This is a genomic window from Caballeronia concitans (genome assembly GCF_001544615.1).
In the GTDB taxonomy this organism is placed as follows: domain Bacteria; phylum Pseudomonadota; class Gammaproteobacteria; order Burkholderiales; family Burkholderiaceae; genus Caballeronia; species Caballeronia concitans.
On sequence record NZ_FCNV02000007.1, the window covers coordinates 47507 to 66708 of the forward strand.

Sequence of the window (19202 nt, forward strand, 5' to 3'; positions counted from 1 at the left end):
CGGGAGACATGATGCAAGCATTCAGCGATACGGCCGACGTCGTCCACTACATTCACGGCAAGCGCGTGAACGGTTCGGGCACGCGCTCGCAGCCGATTTTCAACCCCGCGACGGGCGAGCGTCCGCGCAAGCTCGTGCTCGGCGAAGCCGCTGATGTCGAAGCCGCCGTCGCGAGCGCGAAGGCCGCGTTTCCCGCCTGGCGCGACCTGCCGCCGCTGCGCCGCGCGCGCGTCATGCAACGCTTCCTCGAACTGATCAATCAGCATCGCGACGAACTCGCCGCGATCATCACCGCCGAGCACGGCAAGGTGTTCACGGACGCGCAAGGCGAAGTGTCGCGCGGCATCGACGTGATCGAGTTCGCCTGCGGCATTCCGCAACTGCTCAAGGGCGATTACACCGAGCAGGTTTCCACGGGCATCGACAACTGGACGACGCGTCAGCCGCTCGGCATCGTCGCGGGCATCACGCCGTTCAACTTCCCGTGCATGGTGCCGTGCTGGATGTTCCCCGTCGCGATTGCCGCGGGCAACGCGTTCATCCTGAAGCCGAGCGAGCGCGATCCGTCGGCGTCGCTCTTCATGGCGGATCTGCTCAAGAAAGCGGGCCTGCCCGATGGCATTTTCAACGTCGTGCAGGGCGACAAGGTCGTCGTCGATGCGCTGCTCGAACATCCGGAAGTGCGCGCGATCAGCTTTGTCGGCTCGACGCCGATCGCCAACTACATCTACGAAACCGGCGCGAAGCACGGCAAGCGCGTGCAGGCGCTCGGCGGCGCGAAGAACCATATGGTCGTGATGCCGGACGCCGACATCGACCAGACCATCGACGCGCTGATCGGCGCGGGCTACGGTTCGGCCGGCGAGCGCTGCATGGCGATCTCGGTCGCGGTGCTCGTGGGCGATGTCGCCGACAAGATCGTGCCGCGTCTCGCGGAGCGCGCGCGTCAGCTCGTCGTGAAGAACGGCATGGAGCTGGACGCGGAAATGGGCCCGATCGTCACGCGCGCCGCGCTGGAGCGCATCGAAGGCTATATCGCGATGGGTGTCGATGAAGGCGCGCAACTCGTCGTCGATGGACGCGGCCTGAAGGTCCCGGGACACGAAGACGGCTTTTTCACCGGCGGCACGCTGTTCGACCGCGTGACCCCGAACATGCGCATCTACAAGGAAGAGATTTTCGGACCGGTGCTCGCGTGCGTGCGCGTGAAGGACTTCGCGGAAGCCGTCGATCTCGTCAACGCGCACGAGTTCGGCAACGGCGTGGCATGCTATACGCGCGACGGTCATATCGCGCGTGAATTCGGCCGACGCATCGAAGTGGGCATGGTCGGCATCAACGTGCCGATTCCGGTGCCGATGGCATGGCACGGCTTCGGCGGCTGGAAGCGCTCGCTCTTCGGCGACATGCACGCTTACGGCGAAGAAGGCGTGCGCTTCTACACGAAGCAGAAGTCCATCATGCAGCGTTGGCCCGAGAGCACGGAGAAGGGCGCGGAGTTCGTGATGCCGACGTCGAAGTAAGCGCGCCGCGTAGAAAGGTGACGCCCGCTTCTCCGCGATGGAGAAGCGGGCGTCGTGCGTTGAGCCCTTGAAACAGGACACTTTCATGATCAACAGCTTGATGAAATCGCTCGGCATCGCGAAGCCGATCATTCAGGCGCCGATGGCAGGCGTCAGCACGCCCGCGCTCGCGGCGGCGGTATCGAACGCGGGCGGGCTCGGCTCGCTCGGCGTCGGCGCGATGAACGCCGAAGCCGCGCGCAAGACGATCCGCGAGACGCGCGCGCTCACCGACAAGCCGTTCAACATCAACGTGTTCTGCCATCGGCCGGCACAGGCGAACGCGGCAATCGAAAAAGCGTGGACGGACTGGCTCGCGCCGCTCTTCGCGCAATACGACGCGAAGCCGCCGCAAACGCTCGGCGAAATCTATACGAGCTTCGTCGTGGACAAGGACATGCTCGACGTCTTTCTCGAAGAGAAGCCGGCGATCGTGAGCTTTCACTTCGGCTTGCCGTCGAACGAGACGATCGATGCGTTGCGGCGCGCGGGCATCACGCTGATCGCATCGGCGACGAACGTGCGCGAAGCCGAAACGCTCGCGTCGGCGGGCATGGATGCGATCGTCGCGCAGGGCATCGAGGCGGGCGGTCATCGCGGCGTCTTCGATCCCGATGCCGACGACGATCATCTCGGCGTGTTCGCGCTCACGCGCCTCTTTGCGCGCAAGTTCGACATTCCGGTGATCGCGGCGGGCGGCATCATGGACGGCGCGGGCATCGCGGCGGCGCTCGCGTTGGGCGCGCAGGCGGCGCAACTGGGCACGGCGTTCGTGCCGTGCGCGGAGACATCGATCGATGCGGGCTATCGTCGCGCGATTCTGAGCGATGCCGCGAACCATACGACGTTCACATCGGCGATCTCAGGGCGCATGGCGCGCGGGCTCGTCAACAAGTTCACGGACCTCGGCCGCCGCGTCGATGCGCCGCGGAATCCCGACTACCCCATCACCTACGACGCGGGCAAGGCGCTGCACGCGGCGGCCAAGGCGAAGGGCGACTTCGGCTACGGCGCGCAATGGGCGGGGCAGGCGGCGGCGCTCGCCCGCGAAATGCCCGCAGCCGAACTGATGGCGCGGCTCGTCGCGGAGCTGGACGAAAGCATCGCCGCGCTCGCGCGCTATTCGAGCGCGGGCTAGCGAATCACGGCGCCGATGCAGGCGCCTCGCTCGCCGCATCGGAAGCCGTGGGCAAGAGCGGCGGCATTGTCTGGAACACCGGCGGCTGCTGCGGCGCTTCTTCCGTCACCTGCGCTTCCGGCTCGGCGGGCGCACGCTTCACGCGCACCGGCTTTTGCGTGGCCGTTTGGCCCGGCTTCGGCGCAGTCGGCTTCGATGACTTACCGAACGTCTGGTCGATCCAGTCGCGCAAGCGCGTGACCGCCGTTTGCCATGCGCCCGGCGGCGCTTGCAGGTCGAAGCGCGCGCGTGCATCGATCAGATGCGAACGCAACGCGCGTTGCGTGAAGTCGCCGACCATCGGCAACGCGCTATGCGCGCCTTGTCCCCAGTAATCGCTGCGCAAGGTGACGCGGCTATCGTTGAAGCCGACCCACGCGCCCGCCACCAGTTGCGGATGCATCAGGATGAACCAGCCGTCCGCGTTGTCCTGCGTCGTGCCGGTCTTGCCCGCGACATCGGCGCGAATGCCGAAGCGCGTGCGAATGGTCGAGCCGGTGCCGCGATTCACCACGTCGCGCATCACGTCGATGAGCTTGTGCGCCGCATCGACGGATAACGCGCGTTCGGGCGTGCTGTCGAACTGCGCGAGCACGTCGCCCTGCCGGTTCTCGATGCGCGTGACGAGCAGCGGTTCCATGTAGTTGCCGTCGTTCGCGATGCTCCCGTACGCCGACACCATCTCCTTCAGCGTGACCGGGCTGGTGCCGAGCGCAAGCGACGGCACTTCGTCGAGCGGACTTTCGCGCACGCCCATGTTGCGTGCGAGCCGGGCGACGCGCGCCGGGCCCACGGTCTGCATCAATTGCGCGGTGATGCGGTTCTTCGAATACGCGATGCCGTCGCGCAAGCTGACCGGGCGGCCGCTCGGCGGCGCTTCGTCGGTCGGATGCCAGGTTTCGTTGCCGGCCACGGGAATGGTGACGTCCTGATCGATGAACGTGTCGGTCGGCATCGCGCCGCGCTCGAAGGCCGCGCCGTACACGAAGGGCTTGAACGTCGAGCCGGGCTGACGGCGCGCCTGCTGAACGTGATCGAACGGGTCCTGCGTGAAGTCGCGGCTGCCGACCCACGCCTTGATCTGACCGTTGCGCGGATCGAGCGCGAGAAACGCGGCCTGCACGCGCGTCTTGTTTTCGCAGACCGTCCGCATGAAACTGCGATCCGCGACGAGATGCTTCAGGGCATCCGCATCGTTCGCGCCGGCATCGCGGGCCGCGCGATACTCGCCCGTCTCGCGGACGAACGCACGCGCGAGATCCCCGTTCGCATTCGCGCAGCCGCCGCGCCCGCCCCACGCGGCATTCGCGATCGACTGCAACTGATTGCCCTGCCACATCAGCGATTGCATCGCCATCGACTGAAGGCGCGAATCGATCGTCGTGCGCACGAGGAGGCCATCGGAATAGATATTGAAGTCGTGGTCGTCGGCCCATGCAATCAGCCATTTGCGCAACTGCTGCGCGAAATGCGGCGCGCGTCCCGGCTCTTCCGTCTGCCGCTCGAAGTCGATGCGCAGCGGACGCTTCTTCAGCGCGTCGAGCGTCGCGGGCGCGAGATGACCGAAGCGCACCATCTGCCCGAGCACGATGTTGCGCCTGTCCAGCGCGCGCTCGGGATTGATGACCGGGTTGTAATAGCTATTGCCCTTCAACATGCCGATGAGCGTCGCGCTTTCGAGCACGTCGAGCTGACCGGCGGATCTGCCGAAGTACGTGCGCGCGGCCATTTCGATGCCATACGCGTTGTAGAGAAACGGCACCGTGTTCAAGTACGTTTCGAGAATCTCGTCCTTCGAATAGACGGCTTCGATCTTGAACGCGGTGATCGCTTCCTTCAGCTTGCGCGTGAGCGTTTGCGAGCGGCCGACTTCATCGGGATAAAGATTGCGTGCGAGCTGCTGCGTGAGCGTGGAACCGCCCTGACGATTGCCCGAGAACGTATGCAGCGCCGCCGATGCCGTGCGCCGCCAGTCGATGCCGTGATGCTCGTGGAAGCGCCGGTCTTCGGTGGCGATGAGCGCATCGACCACGTTCGGCGAAATCTGCTTCAGGCTCACCCATTCGCGATGCGTCGGCTTGAACTCGGCGAGCAGCTTGCCATCGGCGGAATAGATCTGCGCGGGTTGATCGACCTTGGCTTTGCGGATATCGCGGATGCCCGGCGTGAACGGAATCAGCACGATCACGTAAAGCAGGCACAACGCGGGCAGCAAGAGCAGTGTGCGGGGCCGCAGATGCGGACGCAGCCGGACCGCCAGTAGGGAGAGCATCGCTCGCGCGATGGCTTTGAATTCGGACGCGGTCAAAACGAAACGGCGGGGCCGGGCAGGGAAAAGACTGCATCGTAACGCATCTTTACGAATTCCCTGCCGATACCGCCCCGCGCGTTTATCGCGACGTCATGCCTTGCGGACGAACTCGGATTTCAGGCTCATCGCGCCGAAACCGTCGATCTTGCAGTCGATGTCGTGGTCGCTATCGACGAGCCGGATGTTCTTTACCTTCGTGCCCATCTTGACGACGCCGCCCGAGCCTTTCAGCTTCAGGTCCTTGATGACGGTGACCGTATCGCCGTCCTGAAGCATGTTGCCGGCCGAATCGCGATACACCTTCGCGGCGGTGTCGACGGCGGCGTCCGCTTGCGCGGTCCATTCATGCGCGCATTCGGGGCAGACGTACGCGCCGCCGTCCTCGTAGGTGAATTCGGAATGGCATTGCGGGCAGGGAGGCAGGGCGCTCATCGGTAATCCTGTGTTGCTGGGTGAAAGCGCGAGAGTATAGCGCCGCGCGCCTGCGCCTTTTTTGTTGCGCTTACTTGCGCTCATTTGCGCTTACGTGCCGGCGCTATCGCCTGATTGCCAGCCGAGCCCGAGGCTCTTCTGCAAGGAGACGAAGTCCTTCAGCAATTCCGCCTGCGCCGCGACCACGTCCTCTTGCGCGGCGAATTGCGTGCGCTGCGCATCTAGCAGGTCGATCAACGTCGATACCCCCGCCGTGTAGCGCTGACGCACGAGCGTCGCCGAGCGCTCCGACGACGCCTGCACCAACTGCAGCCGCACGACATGCTCGCGCTGGTTGCCGTATCGCGAGAGCGACGAATTCGCGTCTTTCAGCGCGGCGAGCACGGACTTTTCATAGCGCGCTTCGGCTTCGTCGCGCGATGCCTTCGCGGCATCGACACTGGCCGCTGTGCGCCCGAAATCGAACACGTTCCATTGCAGATACGGCACGCCCACCCACGAGAAGTTCTGCTTGCGCAAAAGATGGCCGGGGTCCGATGCGGAGAAACCGATATCGCCGAGCAGCGACACCTTCGGGAAATAATCCGCGATGTGCTCGCCGATCTGCGCATTGCTCGATGCGAGCCTGCGTTCAGCCGCGCGAATGTCGGGGCGTTGCTGGAGCATCGTCGCGGGATCGGTGATGGATACCGAAGCGGGCAGCGCCGGCAGCGGCGCTGACGGCGCGAGTTCGGCATCGAGTGCGCCGGGCGCGCGGCCCGTCAGCACGGCGAGTTGATCGAGCGAATCGGTGATCTGCACCTGCAACGGCACGAGCGTCGCGCGCGTGCTGTTGACCTGCGTGCTGAGACGTTCGACATCGACTTCCGCCGCCGTGCCGCGCGCGCGCCGCTGCTCGGTGAGCGTGAGCATCTGTTGCTGATAATCGGCGGTGCGTTGCGCGAGCGCGAGACGCGCCTGCTGATCGCGCAGATCGATATATGCCGAAGCCACTTCCGCCGCGAGCGACACTTGCGTGTCCGAAAGATCGGCTTGCACGGCATCCGCTTCGCCCGATGCCGCTTCGATCGCGCGCCGCGTGCCGCCGAAAAGATCGATTTCCCACGAGGCATCGAAGCCCACGGTGTAGAAATCGACGGGGCCGCGACCGCCGGAACCATCCGATTGCCCGAAGATCGCCGTATCGGGCGAGCGCATGCGCAACGCAGCCGCGGACGCCGACACCTTCGGCAACGCATTGGCCCGCTCGCCGCGCAATTGCGAACGCGCCTGACGCAAGCGCGCCTGCGCCATCTTGAGGTCGGGATTGTGCGCCAGGGCCGCTTCGATCAGCGCGTTCAGTTGCGGATCGCCGAGCGCGGTCCACCATGCAGCGGGCGCGTGCGTGGCCACGACACCCTGAATCGGCGCGCGCACGAACGCGCCGCTTTTCACGGAGTCGGCGGCGACAGCCGGCGCGCCGCGATAGTCGGGGCCGACGGTGCATGCAGCGAGCGCCAATGCCGCGAGCGGCAACAGGCGAGTGAAGCGAAAGTAGCGTGATGACATCTTCGAATGATTCATGGCGTCAGTGTCCGGCGGACGGCATTTCGCCGGGCTGGGGCGCGGGCGTCTTCAGAAGCAGCGCGAGCGGCAGGCACGCGAGAAGCGCGATAGCGAGTACATAAAACGTCTCCGAGTAAGTCATGACGATGGCTTGCTGGCCGATCTGCATCGACAACTGGCCGAGCGCCTGGAGCTTCGCGTGCGCCATGTCGCCGGTCTGCGCGAAGAAGCTGGCGGCGCTGCCGGCAATGCGTTCCTGACCGATGATCGAATTCGCTGTCACCGATTCACGGATGGCCGCCGCGTGAAAGTCGTTGCGCCGGTCGATGACCGTGCCGAGAATCGCGAGCCCCACGGAGCCGCCGAGATTGCGCGCCATGTTGTAGAGACCGGCGGCATCGCCCGATTCTTCGCGCGAAACCGCCGCCATCGACGCCTGATTGAGCGGCATCATCGCGAGCATCTGGCCGAAGCCGCGCAGGATTTGCGACCAGAAGAAGTCGTGTCCGACGCTTTGCGCGGTCAGCGAGATGTCGAGCAGACAGCTCGCCGCGAAGCAGAGCAGCCCGGAGATGACGAGGAAACGCGAATCGACCTTGCCGAGCAGACGCGGCAGCACAGGCATGATGAGAAACGCGGGCACGCCGGAAATCAGCATGATCGAGCCGGATTGAAACGCGTTATAGCCCGCGACGATGGAGAGGAATTGCGGCAACAGGAACGACACGCAATAGAGCCCCGCGCCGACCGCGAACACGATGAGAATGACGCTCGCATAACGCAGATTGCGCAAGAGCGAGAGCCGCACGATAGGCTGCTTCGCGACGAACTGCGACACCGCGATCAGGATGAAGCCGAACACGGTCACGCATGTGAGCGTCACGATTTCATGCGATTCGAACCACTGATTGCGCTGGCCTTCTTCGAGCACGACCGTGAGCGAACTCAGGCCGATGGCCAGTCCCGCAATGCCGATCCAGTCCGCCTTGAAGAACGCTTCCCAATGCGGCTTGTCGGCGGGCAGGCCGCTCAAGAGCAGCGCGGCGAGCGCAATGCCCACGGGCAAGTTGATGAAGAAGCACCACGACCACGAGATGTTCTCCGCGAGCCAGCCGCCGAGCACGGGACCGAGCAGCGGCCCGAGCAGCACGATCAGCCCGAAGATGGTCATGCCGACCGGCATCTGCTGGCGCGGCAGCCGCGTGCGGATGATGGTCTGCGCGGTCGGGATCATCGCGCCGCCGGTGAAGCCCTGGCCGATGCGGCCCGCGACCATCATCGGCAGCGAATGGGAGAGGCCGCACATCACCGAGAAGAGCGTGAAGAGCACCGCGTTGCCGAGCAGGAAATTGCGCAGCCCGAACACGCGCGTGAGCCACGCGGCGAGCGGAATCATCACGATTTCCGACATCAGATAGCCCGTTGAAATCCACGTGCCTTCGGTGCCGGTCGCGCCGATTTCGCCCTGAATCTGCGGCAGCGCCGAGTTGGTGATGGAGATGTCGAGGGTGGCCATCAACGCGCCGAGCGCGCCCGCCGTGACGGCGATCCAGTCGGTGGCGCTCGCGCGGGCTTGCGCGTTCGCGTCAGTCATGGCGGTTTTCAGCGGCGATGCGCTTGCTTTGATCGGTGGCGGATTTCGTATCGACATCGACGGTCACGGACAGCCCCGGCAACAGCACCTTGCGCGTTTCCGGCCCCGTGTCGACGCGAATGCGCACCGGCACGCGCTGCACGATCTTCGTGAAGTTGCCGGTGGCGTTCTCGGGCGGCAGAAGCGCGAACTCCGCGCCCGTGCCCGGCGAAAAGCTCTCGACGACGCCATGCAGGTCCGTGCCCTTGAGCGCATCCACATGCAGCGTCGCCGGCTGGCCGACACGCATGCGGCCCACCTGCGTTTCCTTGAAGTTAGCTTCGAGATACACGGTCTGCACGGGCACGACCGTCATCAGCCGCGTGCCGGGCTGCACGAACTGGCCGACGCGCACCGAGCGGTCGCCCACGCGACCCGCGAGCGGGCTGTAGAGCGTGGTGTCGCTGAAATCGAGTTTCGACTGGTTCAACTGCGCCTGCGCCGCTTCCAGTTGCGCGCGCGCCTGCGCGATCTGCGCTTCGGTCGCGCCGATCTGCGTCGCGGCGGAGCGGGCCGCGGCCTGATTCGCGGCGAGCGTGGCGCGGGCCTGATCGCGCGTGCTCACGAGGCTCGCGAGACGCTCCGCGCTTTCCGCGCCGGTCGCGACGAGCGGACGATAGCGGGTCACGTCGTCCTCCGCGTGCTGCAGGCTCACGCGCGAGACTTCGGCTTGCGCCTTCGCCTGATCCGCGTTGGCCTGCTGCTGCCTGACTTCGGCTTCGGCGCGCTGGATGTCGGCGGCGCGGGCATCGAGCGTGGCCTTGGCCTGATCGAGCGATGCCTGATACTGCCGCGTGTCGAGCCGCGCGAGCGGGGCGCCGGCGGCGACGGCCTGATTGTCCTCGACGAGCACCTCGGTCACGTAGCCGCTCACTTTCGGCGCGATGGTCACGCTGTCGGCCTTGAGATACGCGTCGTCCGTGCTTTCGATGAATCGTCCGACGGTCCACCACCGGACGCCCCACGCCACCGCGACCACGGCCGCGACGAGGCCCACGATAATGAGCAAGCGCCGCCGCGACGGTTTGCGTTGGGTGGTGACAGTGGAATTGCCGCCTTCTGCGGGCGCTGCAACGGACATGTTTTCTCCGAGGAATGGGGCGAGCCGCGCGCGCGGCGGCTCGATGAATGCGTGCGGGGAGCGTTGCAAGCGCGTGTTTTCAAGCACGATGCGACGCTCGCCAAACTAGACGATGTCGTCTAGTATGCACGAGTCTAGACGGGAGCGTCTAGTTTGATCAGACAATGGACACGAGATGACGAAGCACCGCGACGACGACACCTCTCAACACGACTCGGAGCGCACCACCGCCGCGCGATCCCCGTTGCAGGCGCGCGGCCGTGCGCGCATCGAGGCGGTGCTCGACGCGACGGCTGAACTGATCGTGGAAAAGGGCCTCGCGGGCGTGACGATGCATGGCGTCGCGCGGCGCGCCGAGACGCCCATCGGTTCGATGTATCACTTCTTTCCGGACCGCGAGAGCCTGCTTTCCGCGTTGTGGGATCGCCACATGGCGGCGACCGGCGAGATCGACGACGAACTCGGCCAGATCGATATCGAAACGTGGCGCGCGTTGTCGTCCGAGGCGGTGATCGATCGCTTGATGACGCCCTACATCACGTATCTGGAGCAGAATCCCGACTGCCTGATCCTGATGACCGTGATGCCCCATGACGACAACAAGAAGCGCGAGCCCGGCACGCTGCGAAAAGTCGTGGATGCGCGCATGCCCAACGTGAAGGCTGCGGAGCGCGCGCTCTATGTGGAGATTTTGAGGGCGCTCGCGAGCGGATCGCTTGCCATCAAGCTGCGTCCCGCAATGGGCGATGTTCAACTCGCCAGACGTTACCTGCGCGAGGTGAAGCGCGCGCTGGCCGCGTATCTCGCGGCGGTGGAGGCGTCGGTGCTCGGCTGACGTCGTCCGCGCACGGCGAGTGTGCGCCCCGTTTCGGACCGAATAAAGATCAATACAAAATGCTTTCTATTTCGGGCGGCGCAGCTATCGATTAGGCGTGCGAGGGTTTACACGAAACAGACAACGCTCGTGCTATCAACTAAGGCATCCTATCTTGTTAGGCAGCGATCGATTTTCGTGCGTCACTCGTGTAGTCAAATCGTATTTACATCGGGAGAATCGCCATGCGTATGATCGCTTGTCACACGCTCTTTGCCGGACTCTGTATCGCGCTTGCTTCGCCGCTGACTCACGCCCATTCATACGATAACGACGACAATTCCTCTGGCCGATGCACGCTGCCGCAAGGCACGGTGTCGCTCGTCGAGAAACAACTCTACACGGTGGTCAATCTCGGCGACGGCAACGGCGGCATCTTCAAGCCGAATCGGATGTGGGCGGCCATCGTGGATCGGCAAGGTCATCTCTGCTCCGTCATCAAGACCGGCGATGCATGGCCCGGCAGCCGCGCCATCGCCATCGCGAAGGCCTACACCGCGAACGGCTTCAGCAACGACGCGCTCGCGCTTTCCACGGCGAATCTTTATGCAGCCACGCAGCCGGGCGGATCCTTGTATGGGCTGAACAATTCGAATCCCTTCGATGCCCGCTTCCTCGAACAGGGCACCGGCATCGGGCGCACGCTGGGCGGCGTCATCACGTTCGGCGGCGGCGTCGCGCTCTATGCGGGCGGCAAGGTGATCGGCGGGCTGGGCGTCAGCGGCGACAGCGCATGCGCCGATCACGCCATCGCGTACCGCATGCGCAAGCTCGCGGGTCTCGGCGGCGTGCCGGCCGGTCAGGGTCCGGGCAATACCGACAACATCATCTATTCGACGGGCGCATCGCCGATGGGATTCGAGCACCCGCACTGCTTCCCGACCGATCTCTCCGCGAGCAAGATCGAGTCGGTGCGATAAAGCGGTTCACTCCATCGAGGGCCGCTGAGCCCTCGATGTCCAGCAGCCGGTAAAATGCTGCGCCCGCCGTCATTCAGGCCCGCGCCGCGCGACACCCGCGCGCGCCGGCGTCACGGACGGGCATGCGCCCCACGAAGGCAAGCCTGCGTCATTCTCTTCGACCACGAGCCGCATCATCGACGGCTGACGGGTCGTGAAGCCGTTCGCCACGCGCCACGGTTTCGACCATCACACGACACGACATACGAGGAACGCTTCACATGCTTGCCCGCATCACCCGTCTTTTTCCGCTTTGGGCCGTTATCGTTTCGATCGCCGCTTATTTGTCGCCTGCATCAGTCACCGGCATTGCCCCGCACGTCACGACGTTGCTCACCATCATCATGCTGTCGATGGGCGTCACGCTTTCCATCGACGATTTCCGCCGCGTCTTCACGCGCCCCGCGCCCGTCATCGCGGGCATCGTGCTGCATTACCTCGTGATGCCGCTCGCGGCCTGGGTCATCGCGAAGGCGTTGCGCATGCCGCCCGATCTGACGGCGGGCATGGTGCTGGTCGGCAGCGTCGCGAGCGGGACCGCGTCGAACGTGATGATCTATCTCGCGCGCGGCGACGTGGCGTTGTCCGTCACCATCAGCGCGCTGTCCACGCTCGTCGGCGTGTTCGCGACGCCGCTGCTCACGCGCCTTTATGTCGATGCGTCCATCGTCGTCGATGTCCACGGCATGCTGATGAGCATTCTGCAGATCGTCGCGCTGCCGATCGTCGTCGGGCTGATCGTGAATCACTTCTTCGGCAAGTTCGTGCGCAGGATCGAATGGCTGCTGCCGCTAATCTCGATGGTGTCGATTCTCCTGATCATCGCGGCGGTGGTCGGCGGCACGCAGAAGAGCATCGCGTCGGTGGGCATGGTGGTCGCGCTGGGCGTGGTGCTGCATAACGGCATCGGCTTGCTCGGCGGCTACTGGGGCGGCCGTCTGCTCGGCTTCGATGAAGCCGTTTGCCGCACGCTCGCGATCGAAGTCGGCATGCAGAACTCGGGTCTCGCCGCGACGCTCGGCAAGCTGTATTTCACGCCGATCGCCGCGCTGCCCGGTGCGCTGTTCTCCGTCTGGCACAACCTGTCGGGTTCGGTGCTCGCGGGTTACTGGGCGGGACGTCCGGCGAAAGGCGCGACGCGCGACGCCGATGCTTCGGGCGTCGCCGCGCGGCAAGGCTGAACGCGGATCGAGCAGCGGGGCGCTCAGTGGCCGAGCGCCCCGCGAATGCGTTCCGCCTGCGCTTCGAGCGTCGCATCGTCGGCGCGCACGCGGGCATGTTGCTTCAGCGGCGCGTCGTGCCAGCGCGGGATGATATGAAAATGGATGTGCGGCACGGTCTGGCCCGCCGCCTCGCCGTTGAACTGCGCGATCAGCATGCCGTCGGGCTGCAGGGCATCGCGCACCGCCGCCGCCACGCGCTTCACCTCGCGCATGCATTCGGCGAGCGCGGCATCGGAGACATCGTGAATCGTCGATGCTGCTTCTCTCGGAATGACGAGCACGTGTCCGTCCGATTGCGGCATCACATCCATGAAGGCGAGCGTGTGCGCCGTTTCGCTCACCTTGATGCACGGCAGTTCGCTGCGAAGAATGCGGGCGAAGATATTGTTCGGGTCATAGTTCATGGGCGGCTCCGTTGCCAAGAATTCGACGATGCCAAGTGTAGGGTCTTCCATGCACGGCCACGCGTTTTTCGCTTAGAATGCGCCCTTCTGGAGATGGCATTCCTCCAAACAACCGCCGGCTGTCCTGCCGGCTGATGATGCCTACGAGTTCCTGAGCGCAGGAGGTCGTGGGCCGTCCAAAGCGGCGTCCTGCCGCTCAGGTTTGATGTTCAGTCAAATCTGCCAATCATGAAGCGTCTTCTTTCCATCGGGCATGTCGAGCAATTCGCCATGGCGCCGCATTTCGTGCGCTGGCTCGCGCTGTCTTCCGTGCTGGGCGTGCTCGCGGGGTCCGCGTCGGCATTCTTTCTCTATTCGCTCGATGCCGCCACGAACACGCGCATCGCGCATCCGTGGCTTCTGTGGCTGCTGCCCGTCGCGGGGCTCGTCACGGGCTGGGTGTATCAGCGCATCGGCAAGCCGGTGGAGGGCGGCAACAATCTGCTGATCGACGAAATCCACGATCCACGCAAGATCGTGCCCGCGCGCATGGGGCCGCTCGTGCTCGCGGCGACCGTCGTGACGCATCTGTTCGGCGGATCGGCGGGCCGCGAAGGGACGGCCGTGCAGATGGGCGGCGCGCTCGCCGATCGCGTCACGCAATTCTTCCGGCTCGGCAGCGACGACCGCCGCATCCTGCTGATGGGCGGCATCGCGGCGGGCTTTTCGTCGGTGTTCGGCACGCCGCTCGCCGGCGCGATCTTCGGTCTCGAAGTGCTCGCAATAGGCCGCCTGCGCTACGACGCGCTGCTGGCTTGCGTCGCGTCGTCCATCGTCGCCGATGAAACGTGCAGGCTCTGGGCCGTCCATCACACGGCGTATGCGGTGCCCTTCGTTCCGCCGGTGAGCGCGATGGGCTTAGGCTCGGCGGTGCTGGCGGGCGTGGCGTTCGGCGTGGTCGGCATGCTGTTCGCCGATACGACGCACGCGCTGTCCGCGTTCATCAAGCGCCGCATCGCGTGGGCGCCGATGCGGCCGTTCGCGGGCGGCGTGGTCGTCGCCGTGTGCGCGACGCTCCTGAACACGCCGCAGTTTCTCGGCCTCGGCATTCCGACCATCGAAGCGGCGTTTCGCGGCGATCTGCCGGTCTACGATTTCGCCGGCAAGTTCGCGTTCACCGTGGTCACGCTGGCATCGGGCTTCAAGGGCGGCGAAGTCACGCCGCTGTTCTATATCGGCGCGACGCTCGGCAACGCGCTCGGTCAGGTGCTCGCGCTGCCGGTTCCGGTGCTGGCCGCGCTCGGGTTCGTGGCGGTGTTCGCGGGCGCGGCCAATACGCCGATCGCATCCACGGTCATGGCGATGGAGCTTTTCGGCACGCATATCGGCGTCTATGCCGCCGTGGCGTGCGTCGTCAGTTATCTGTTTTCGGGCCACACGGGCATTTATCGGGCGCAGCGCGTGGGGCAGGCGAAACATCGGCGGTTGCCGGAAGACATTCGCCTTGCCGATGTCGCCGCGTTTCGCAAGCGCGGGCAGGCAGACGAGCGTTCGTGAGCGCGACCGCACGCCTTTGCCCGATGACAGGCAAAATACGCGGTTCAATCCCTGAACGCTGCCTTCGATCTTCGGACCGGCCGATGCTCATTGAGCGCATCGGCGCTCTCGCCCTTTATGAACCCTGCCAACCCCGACCGCTCTTTTGCCGCCGTGCGCGAATCGAATTCGCCGCGCTTTCTGCTGTTCCTCGTCTGCTTCTTCGCGTCCGCCGGGCAACTCGCGATCGACATCTATGTGCCCGCGCTGCCCGCGATGGCGCGTTACTTCGCGACATCGCCGCAGGCCATTCAGTCGAGCGTGTCGGGTTACATGGCCGCGTATGCGCTCGGCCAGCTCATCTTCGGCCCGGTCGCCGATGCGTATGGCCGCAAGCGCGTGCTCGCGTTCGGGCTCGTGATCTTCACGCTCGGCTGCCTGCTTTCGCTCGCCGCGACGAACCTCGAAACGTTCCTGCTCGCGCGATGCATGCAGGGCTTCGGCATCGCGACGACCAATCTGCTCGCGAAAACCATCATCACCGATTCGTTCGCCGGACAAGCGCTGATGCACGCGTTCACGTACATGTCGATTGCGTGGGGTCTCGCGCCGATCATCGCGCCCGTGATCGGCGCGCACTTGCAGGAGTGGCTCGGCTGGAAGTCGTGCCTCGTGTTCCTGCTGCTGTATTCGATCGTGATGTGGTTCCTCGTCTGGCGATACCGCGAGACCTTGCCGCGGCCCGTTCATCTCGCGCCGCGCACGCTCGTCACGAATGCGGGCAAGGTGCTGTCGAGTCCGGTGTTTCAGAGCTGCTTCCTGGCGCAAGGGCTGTGCTACAGCATCCTGCTCGTGTTCAATGTCGTCGGCCCGTTCATGGTGCAGAACACGCTGCACAAGCCGCCGACTTACTTCGGCTATCTCGCGCTCGGCATCGGGCTCGCATACTTTCTCGGCGGCCTCTCGAACCGCGTGCATGGTCCGCGTCTGCCGAGCGCGGAGCGGCGGCTCCGCATCGGGGCGTGCACGATGGCGGTCACGTCCGTCGTGATGCTGCTGCTTGCGCTGACGGTGGGCTTGCGCGTGTGGACGCTCGCGACGCCGGTGCTCGTGATGGGCTTCTGCGCCGGCGCGATGTATCCGACGCTGATGGCGAAGGGCAATTCGCTGTTCCCGCACATCGCCGGGCTGACGAGCGCGATTCTCGGCTGCGCGTTGCTGCTGGTGTCGTCGTTGATGATGGGCCTCGCGGGCTTCGTGTCGGTGCAGGTGCTGACGCCGCTGGCGGTGTTCTTCGTGCTGCTGGCGTTCACCGTCGTCGGCATGGTGACGAAGCTGTTGCGGCATCTGGAGCAGGCTGCGCCCGATGCCGTCGCGCGGCGAGCGGGCTGAACGCCACGATCACTCCGCCGCGAGCGCGTATCGCCGGCAATGCTCCAGATAACCGACCTCGTGACTGCCCACCAGCTCGACGATGCTGCTCCACAGCCATAACGGCGCATCGATCGATTTGGGCTTCGTGCGCTTGAGTTCGGCGAGCCAGCTTCGACGCGTCGCCTTGTCCATCTGGCGCGCGTGCGCCTGGCCGACGACGAACGCCAGATAGCGCGCCACTTCCATCGCTTCCGCTTCGCCAATCTGCTCGATCTCGAGCTTGAGGTCTTGCGGCAAGAGTTCGCGCAAGACCACGGGCTTGCCCTGCATGGTGGCGGCCAGCATGCGCTCGCCCAGATGCGGCGACAACGCGCGCGCGCCCGCGACGACGCGCTCGGCATTGTCGCGCGGCATCGCGGCGCCCGGATAACGCGGCGCGGCGGCCTTCACGCCTTCCTTGATGTCGATGAGACACAGATCGTCGCCCTCGACGACGCCGCCGTCGACATCGAGCAGCACCGCGTAGCGCAGGCGTCCGAGCGAGCTGCATCCCTTCACCCAGTACGCCGCGTCCAGCACCGTGACGTGCCCGGTGTTCGCGCGGTCGCGCAGGCTCGTGGCGAGATTGGCGACCGTCGCCTTTTCGAAGAGCGCATCGATCTCGGCGCGCTCGTCCTTGCTGACGGGCCAGAAGCGGCTGCCGAACGGAATCGTCGGACGCGTGTCTTCGAGGCGCTCGCGCGCCAGATGCTTCCATGACCGTCGCACGGCCTCGCGCATCACGACCCGCACGACTTCGGGCTTGCGGCAGACGTCGTCGGAGGCACGATCGTTGTCGAACGCGAGCGCGTAGCCTTCGAACAGCGCTTCGATCATGTTGATGGTGGTGACGCCGGGCAGCGCCGAGCCGCGCGCCGCCGTGGCGAGCGAAAGCCCGAGCCGGATCAGGTCGTGCACCGGATTGCCGATCACGGTTTGATCGAGATCGCGGATCTGCACGTCGATGCGGCCCTGCACGTTGCCGACAGGACCGAGATTGCCGGTGTGGCAATCGCCGCAGATCCAGATCGCCGGTCCTTCGGGGAGGCTGCGAATGTCCGCCTGTTCCAGCCAGTCGTAAAACTTGGCGGTGTTGCCGCGCACGTAGGCGTGCGTCGAACGGGCCATCTTGGCGTTGCGCCGGGCGGTCAGCAGTTCCTGCCGCTTGTCGAAACTGGTGAGCTTGGGCTGCGGGGGATTACGCATGGAGTCGTGTTCGGAAGTGAATCGATGGGGCGCGTCGTATGACCTGAAGTCACCGTCCGCTAGACAACGCACGGCGTGTGCCTGATGCGGGAGGTCGCGCAGTTGGACGATGCAGCCGGACGCGGAGCAATCGCTGCTGGAAGCGATTGGCGTGGGAGAGTGGTCGACGAGGCGGGCGCGGACGCGATGTCCGGCCCGCGCGAACCGCCGCTTACTTGAAGAGCTTCACCGCCTGCGTGAGCGTGTTCGTGATGCCCCACGCGAGCGGAATCAGCACGTACAGCCAGAACACCACCAGCAGCGCCTTGTTCGACGCGCCGCGTTCGGAAGAAGTAGCCATCGTAGAGTCCCCTGAATTCAGCCGGCGGTCTGCGCCGCCGTGTCCATGTGATGTCTGTCGTTCACGCGCGTGACCAACAGGTTGCAGAAGAAGCCGATGACGAGCAGCACGGCCATGATGTGCAGCGTCATCGTGTAGGCGTCCGCCTTGGCGACGCCGTGCGCCACTTCATACGCGCGAATGTAGTTCACGAGCACCGGACCCGCGATGCCCGCCGCCGCCCACGCGGTCAGCAGCCGCCCATGTATGCCGCCGACGAACGCCGTGCCGAACATGTCCGCGAGGTACGCGGGAATGGTGGCGAAACCGCCGCCGTACATCGAGAGAATGACGCCATACGCGGCCACGAAGAGCGCGATGTTGCCCGCCTGCGCGAACTGCGGCACGAGGAAGTACAGCACCGCGCCGAGCGCAAAGAATACGAAGTACGTGTTCTTGCGGCCGATCCAGTCCGACGCGGAAGCCCACACGAATCGTCCGCCCATGTTGAAGAGCGACAGAAGCCCGACGAAGCCCGCCGCCGCGCCCGCCGTGATCGACGACTTGAAGCTCTCCTGGATCATCACCGATGCCTGGCCGAGCACGCCGATGCCCGCCGTCACGTTCAGGAACAGCACGAGCCACAGCAGATAGAACTGCGGCGTCTTGAGCGCCTGATCGATGTGCACGTGGTTCTTCGTGATCATCTTGTTCGCGGTCGTGGGCGGCGTCCAGCCGGCGGGCTTCCAGTCGGCCGGGGGAATGCGGATGGCGAGCGCGCCGATCGTCATGGAGATGAAGTAGACGATGCCGAGCACCACGAAGGTCTCCGCCACGCCCACGCTCGTCGCGCTCTTGAAGTAGTTCATCAGCGCGACGGAGCCGGGCGCCGCGATCATCGCGCCGCCGCCGAAGCCCATGATGGCCATTCCCGTCGCCATGCCGCGACGGTCCGGGAACCAGCGAATGAGCGTCGATACCGGCGATACATAACCGAGCCCGAGCCCGATGCCGCCGATCACGCCATAGCCGAGATAGAGCAGCGCGATCTGATGCAGATAGACGCCGAGCGCGGACACGAGAAAGCCGCCGCCGAAGCAGCATGCGGCGGTGAACATGGTGCGGCGCGGGCCGACCTTTTCGAGCCACTTGCCCGCGAACGCCGCCGATAGCCCCAGGAACACGATGGCAAGCGAGAAGATCCAGCCGAGCGTGGTGAGCGACCAGTCATCGGGCGCGGACTGCGTGATGCCGATGATCTTGGTGAGCGGCGCATTGAACACGGAGAACGCATACGCCTGCCCGATGCACAGATGAACGGCGAGCGCGGCGGGCGGCACCATCCAGCGTGAGAAGCCGGGGCGCGCGACCGTCGCCTCCTTCGAGAAAAAGCCCTGCGGGCCGTGCGCGGCCCCCTGCTTGATGGTGCTCATCGTGGTCTCCGTGGCGCGTCAATGGCGCACTTGTCCTTGTCGTACACCGCCGCGCGATATCGCGTCAGACATGTGATGAAGCGACATATGACGACGGTTGCGCATGACCTTAGAC

Annotated in this window: 16 protein-coding genes and 1 riboswitch; of the genes, 7 read left to right on the forward strand and 9 right to left on the reverse strand. The window is 65.2% G+C overall.

Features of this window, described 5'->3' with window-relative positions; all coding sequences use genetic code 11:
* Window positions 1-11: 11 nt before the first annotated feature.
* Both AWB72_RS17115 and AWB72_RS17120 read left to right on the forward strand, forming a co-directional pair.
* Window positions 12-1523, forward strand: coding sequence for a CoA-acylating methylmalonate-semialdehyde dehydrogenase (locus tag AWB72_RS17115; protein ID WP_040049232.1), 1512 nt, complete (start codon window positions 12-14; stop codon window positions 1521-1523).
* Between the two features lie 85 nt (window positions 1524-1608).
* Window positions 1609-2700, forward strand: coding sequence for an NAD(P)H-dependent flavin oxidoreductase (locus AWB72_RS17120; protein ID WP_040049078.1), 1092 nt, complete (start codon window positions 1609-1611; stop codon window positions 2698-2700).
* 4 nt (window positions 2701-2704) lie between these two features.
* On the opposite strand, the gene AWB72_RS17125 is transcribed toward AWB72_RS17120, so the two are convergent.
* The 5 genes from AWB72_RS17125 to AWB72_RS17145 form a co-directional block, all read right to left on the reverse strand.
* On the reverse strand, window positions 2705-5011 hold the full coding sequence (locus AWB72_RS17125) for a penicillin-binding protein 1A (protein ID WP_087128414.1): 2307 nt from the start codon (window positions 5009-5011) through the stop codon (window positions 2705-2707).
* Window positions 5012-5140: 129 nt separating this feature from the next.
* Entirely contained in the window at window positions 5141-5482 is a 342-nt protein-coding gene (locus AWB72_RS17130; RefSeq protein WP_040049080.1) for a zinc ribbon domain-containing protein YjdM, read from the reverse strand.
* 90 nt (window positions 5483-5572) lie between these two features.
* Complete coding sequence (locus tag AWB72_RS17135) at window positions 5573-7045, reverse strand: efflux transporter outer membrane subunit (protein WP_040049081.1); 1473 nt, start codon at window positions 7043-7045, stop codon at window positions 5573-5575.
* Between the two features lie 4 nt (window positions 7046-7049).
* Complete coding sequence (locus AWB72_RS17140; RefSeq protein WP_040049082.1) at window positions 7050-8621, reverse strand: MDR family MFS transporter; 1572 nt, start codon at window positions 8619-8621, stop codon at window positions 7050-7052.
* Complete coding sequence (locus AWB72_RS17145) at window positions 8614-9741, reverse strand: HlyD family secretion protein (protein WP_040049233.1); 1128 nt, start codon at window positions 9739-9741, stop codon at window positions 8614-8616. The genes AWB72_RS17140 and AWB72_RS17145 overlap by 8 nt, the downstream gene beginning before the upstream one ends.
* Window positions 9742-9916: 175 nt before the next feature.
* On the opposite strand from AWB72_RS17145, the gene AWB72_RS17150 reads away from it, so the two are divergent.
* The 3 genes from AWB72_RS17150 to panS all read left to right on the forward strand — a co-directional run bounded on the left by AWB72_RS17150 (window position 9917) and on the right by panS (window position 12755).
* Complete coding sequence (locus tag AWB72_RS17150) at window positions 9917-10576, forward strand: TetR/AcrR family transcriptional regulator (RefSeq protein WP_040049083.1); 660 nt, start codon at window positions 9917-9919, stop codon at window positions 10574-10576.
* Window positions 10577-10800: 224 nt separating this feature from the next.
* Window positions 10801-11535, forward strand: coding sequence for a GlcG/HbpS family heme-binding protein (locus tag AWB72_RS17155; protein WP_040049084.1), 735 nt, complete (start codon window positions 10801-10803; stop codon window positions 11533-11535).
* A 260-nt stretch (window positions 11536-11795) separates the two neighbouring features.
* Window positions 11796-12755 carry a ketopantoate/pantoate/pantothenate transporter PanS gene (gene panS / locus AWB72_RS17160; RefSeq protein ID WP_040049085.1) on the forward strand — a complete coding sequence of 320 codons (960 nt, stop codon included), beginning with the start codon at window positions 11796-11798 and terminating at the stop codon, window positions 12753-12755.
* 23 nt (window positions 12756-12778) lie between these two features.
* Here panS and AWB72_RS17165 read toward each other — a convergent pair whose 3' ends face one another.
* Complete coding sequence (locus tag AWB72_RS17165) at window positions 12779-13201, reverse strand: HIT family protein (protein ID WP_040049234.1); 423 nt, start codon at window positions 13199-13201, stop codon at window positions 12779-12781.
* Between the two features lie 80 nt (window positions 13202-13281).
* Window positions 13282-13352: riboswitch (Fluoride riboswitch) on the forward strand.
* Window positions 13353-13429: 77 nt separating this feature from the next.
* On the opposite strand from AWB72_RS17165, the gene AWB72_RS17170 reads away from it, so the two are divergent.
* Window positions 13430-14737: a voltage-gated chloride channel family protein gene (locus tag AWB72_RS17170; RefSeq protein ID WP_040049086.1), complete on the forward strand. Its 1308-nt coding sequence runs from the start codon at window positions 13430-13432 to the stop codon at window positions 14735-14737.
* A 117-nt stretch (window positions 14738-14854) separates the two neighbouring features.
* Window positions 14855-16108, forward strand: a complete 1254-nt coding sequence (locus tag AWB72_RS17175; RefSeq protein ID WP_040049087.1) for a multidrug effflux MFS transporter — start codon at window positions 14855-14857, stop codon at window positions 16106-16108.
* A 9-nt stretch (window positions 16109-16117) separates the two neighbouring features.
* On the opposite strand, the gene AWB72_RS17180 is transcribed toward AWB72_RS17175, so the two are convergent.
* From AWB72_RS17180 to AWB72_RS17190, 3 genes are all read right to left on the reverse strand, one after another.
* Entirely contained in the window at window positions 16118-17335 is a 1218-nt protein-coding gene (locus AWB72_RS17180; RefSeq protein WP_040049088.1) for a DUF2252 domain-containing protein, read from the reverse strand.
* Window positions 17336-17546: 211 nt separating this feature from the next.
* Window positions 17547-17675 carry an MFS transporter small subunit gene (locus AWB72_RS17185; protein ID WP_040049089.1) on the reverse strand — a complete coding sequence of 43 codons (129 nt, stop codon included), beginning with the start codon at window positions 17673-17675 and terminating at the stop codon, window positions 17547-17549.
* Between the two features lie 17 nt (window positions 17676-17692).
* On the reverse strand, window positions 17693-19087 hold the full coding sequence (locus AWB72_RS17190; RefSeq protein ID WP_040049090.1) for an L-lactate MFS transporter: 1395 nt from the start codon (window positions 19085-19087) through the stop codon (window positions 17693-17695).
* Window positions 19088-19202: the final 115 nt, after the last annotated feature.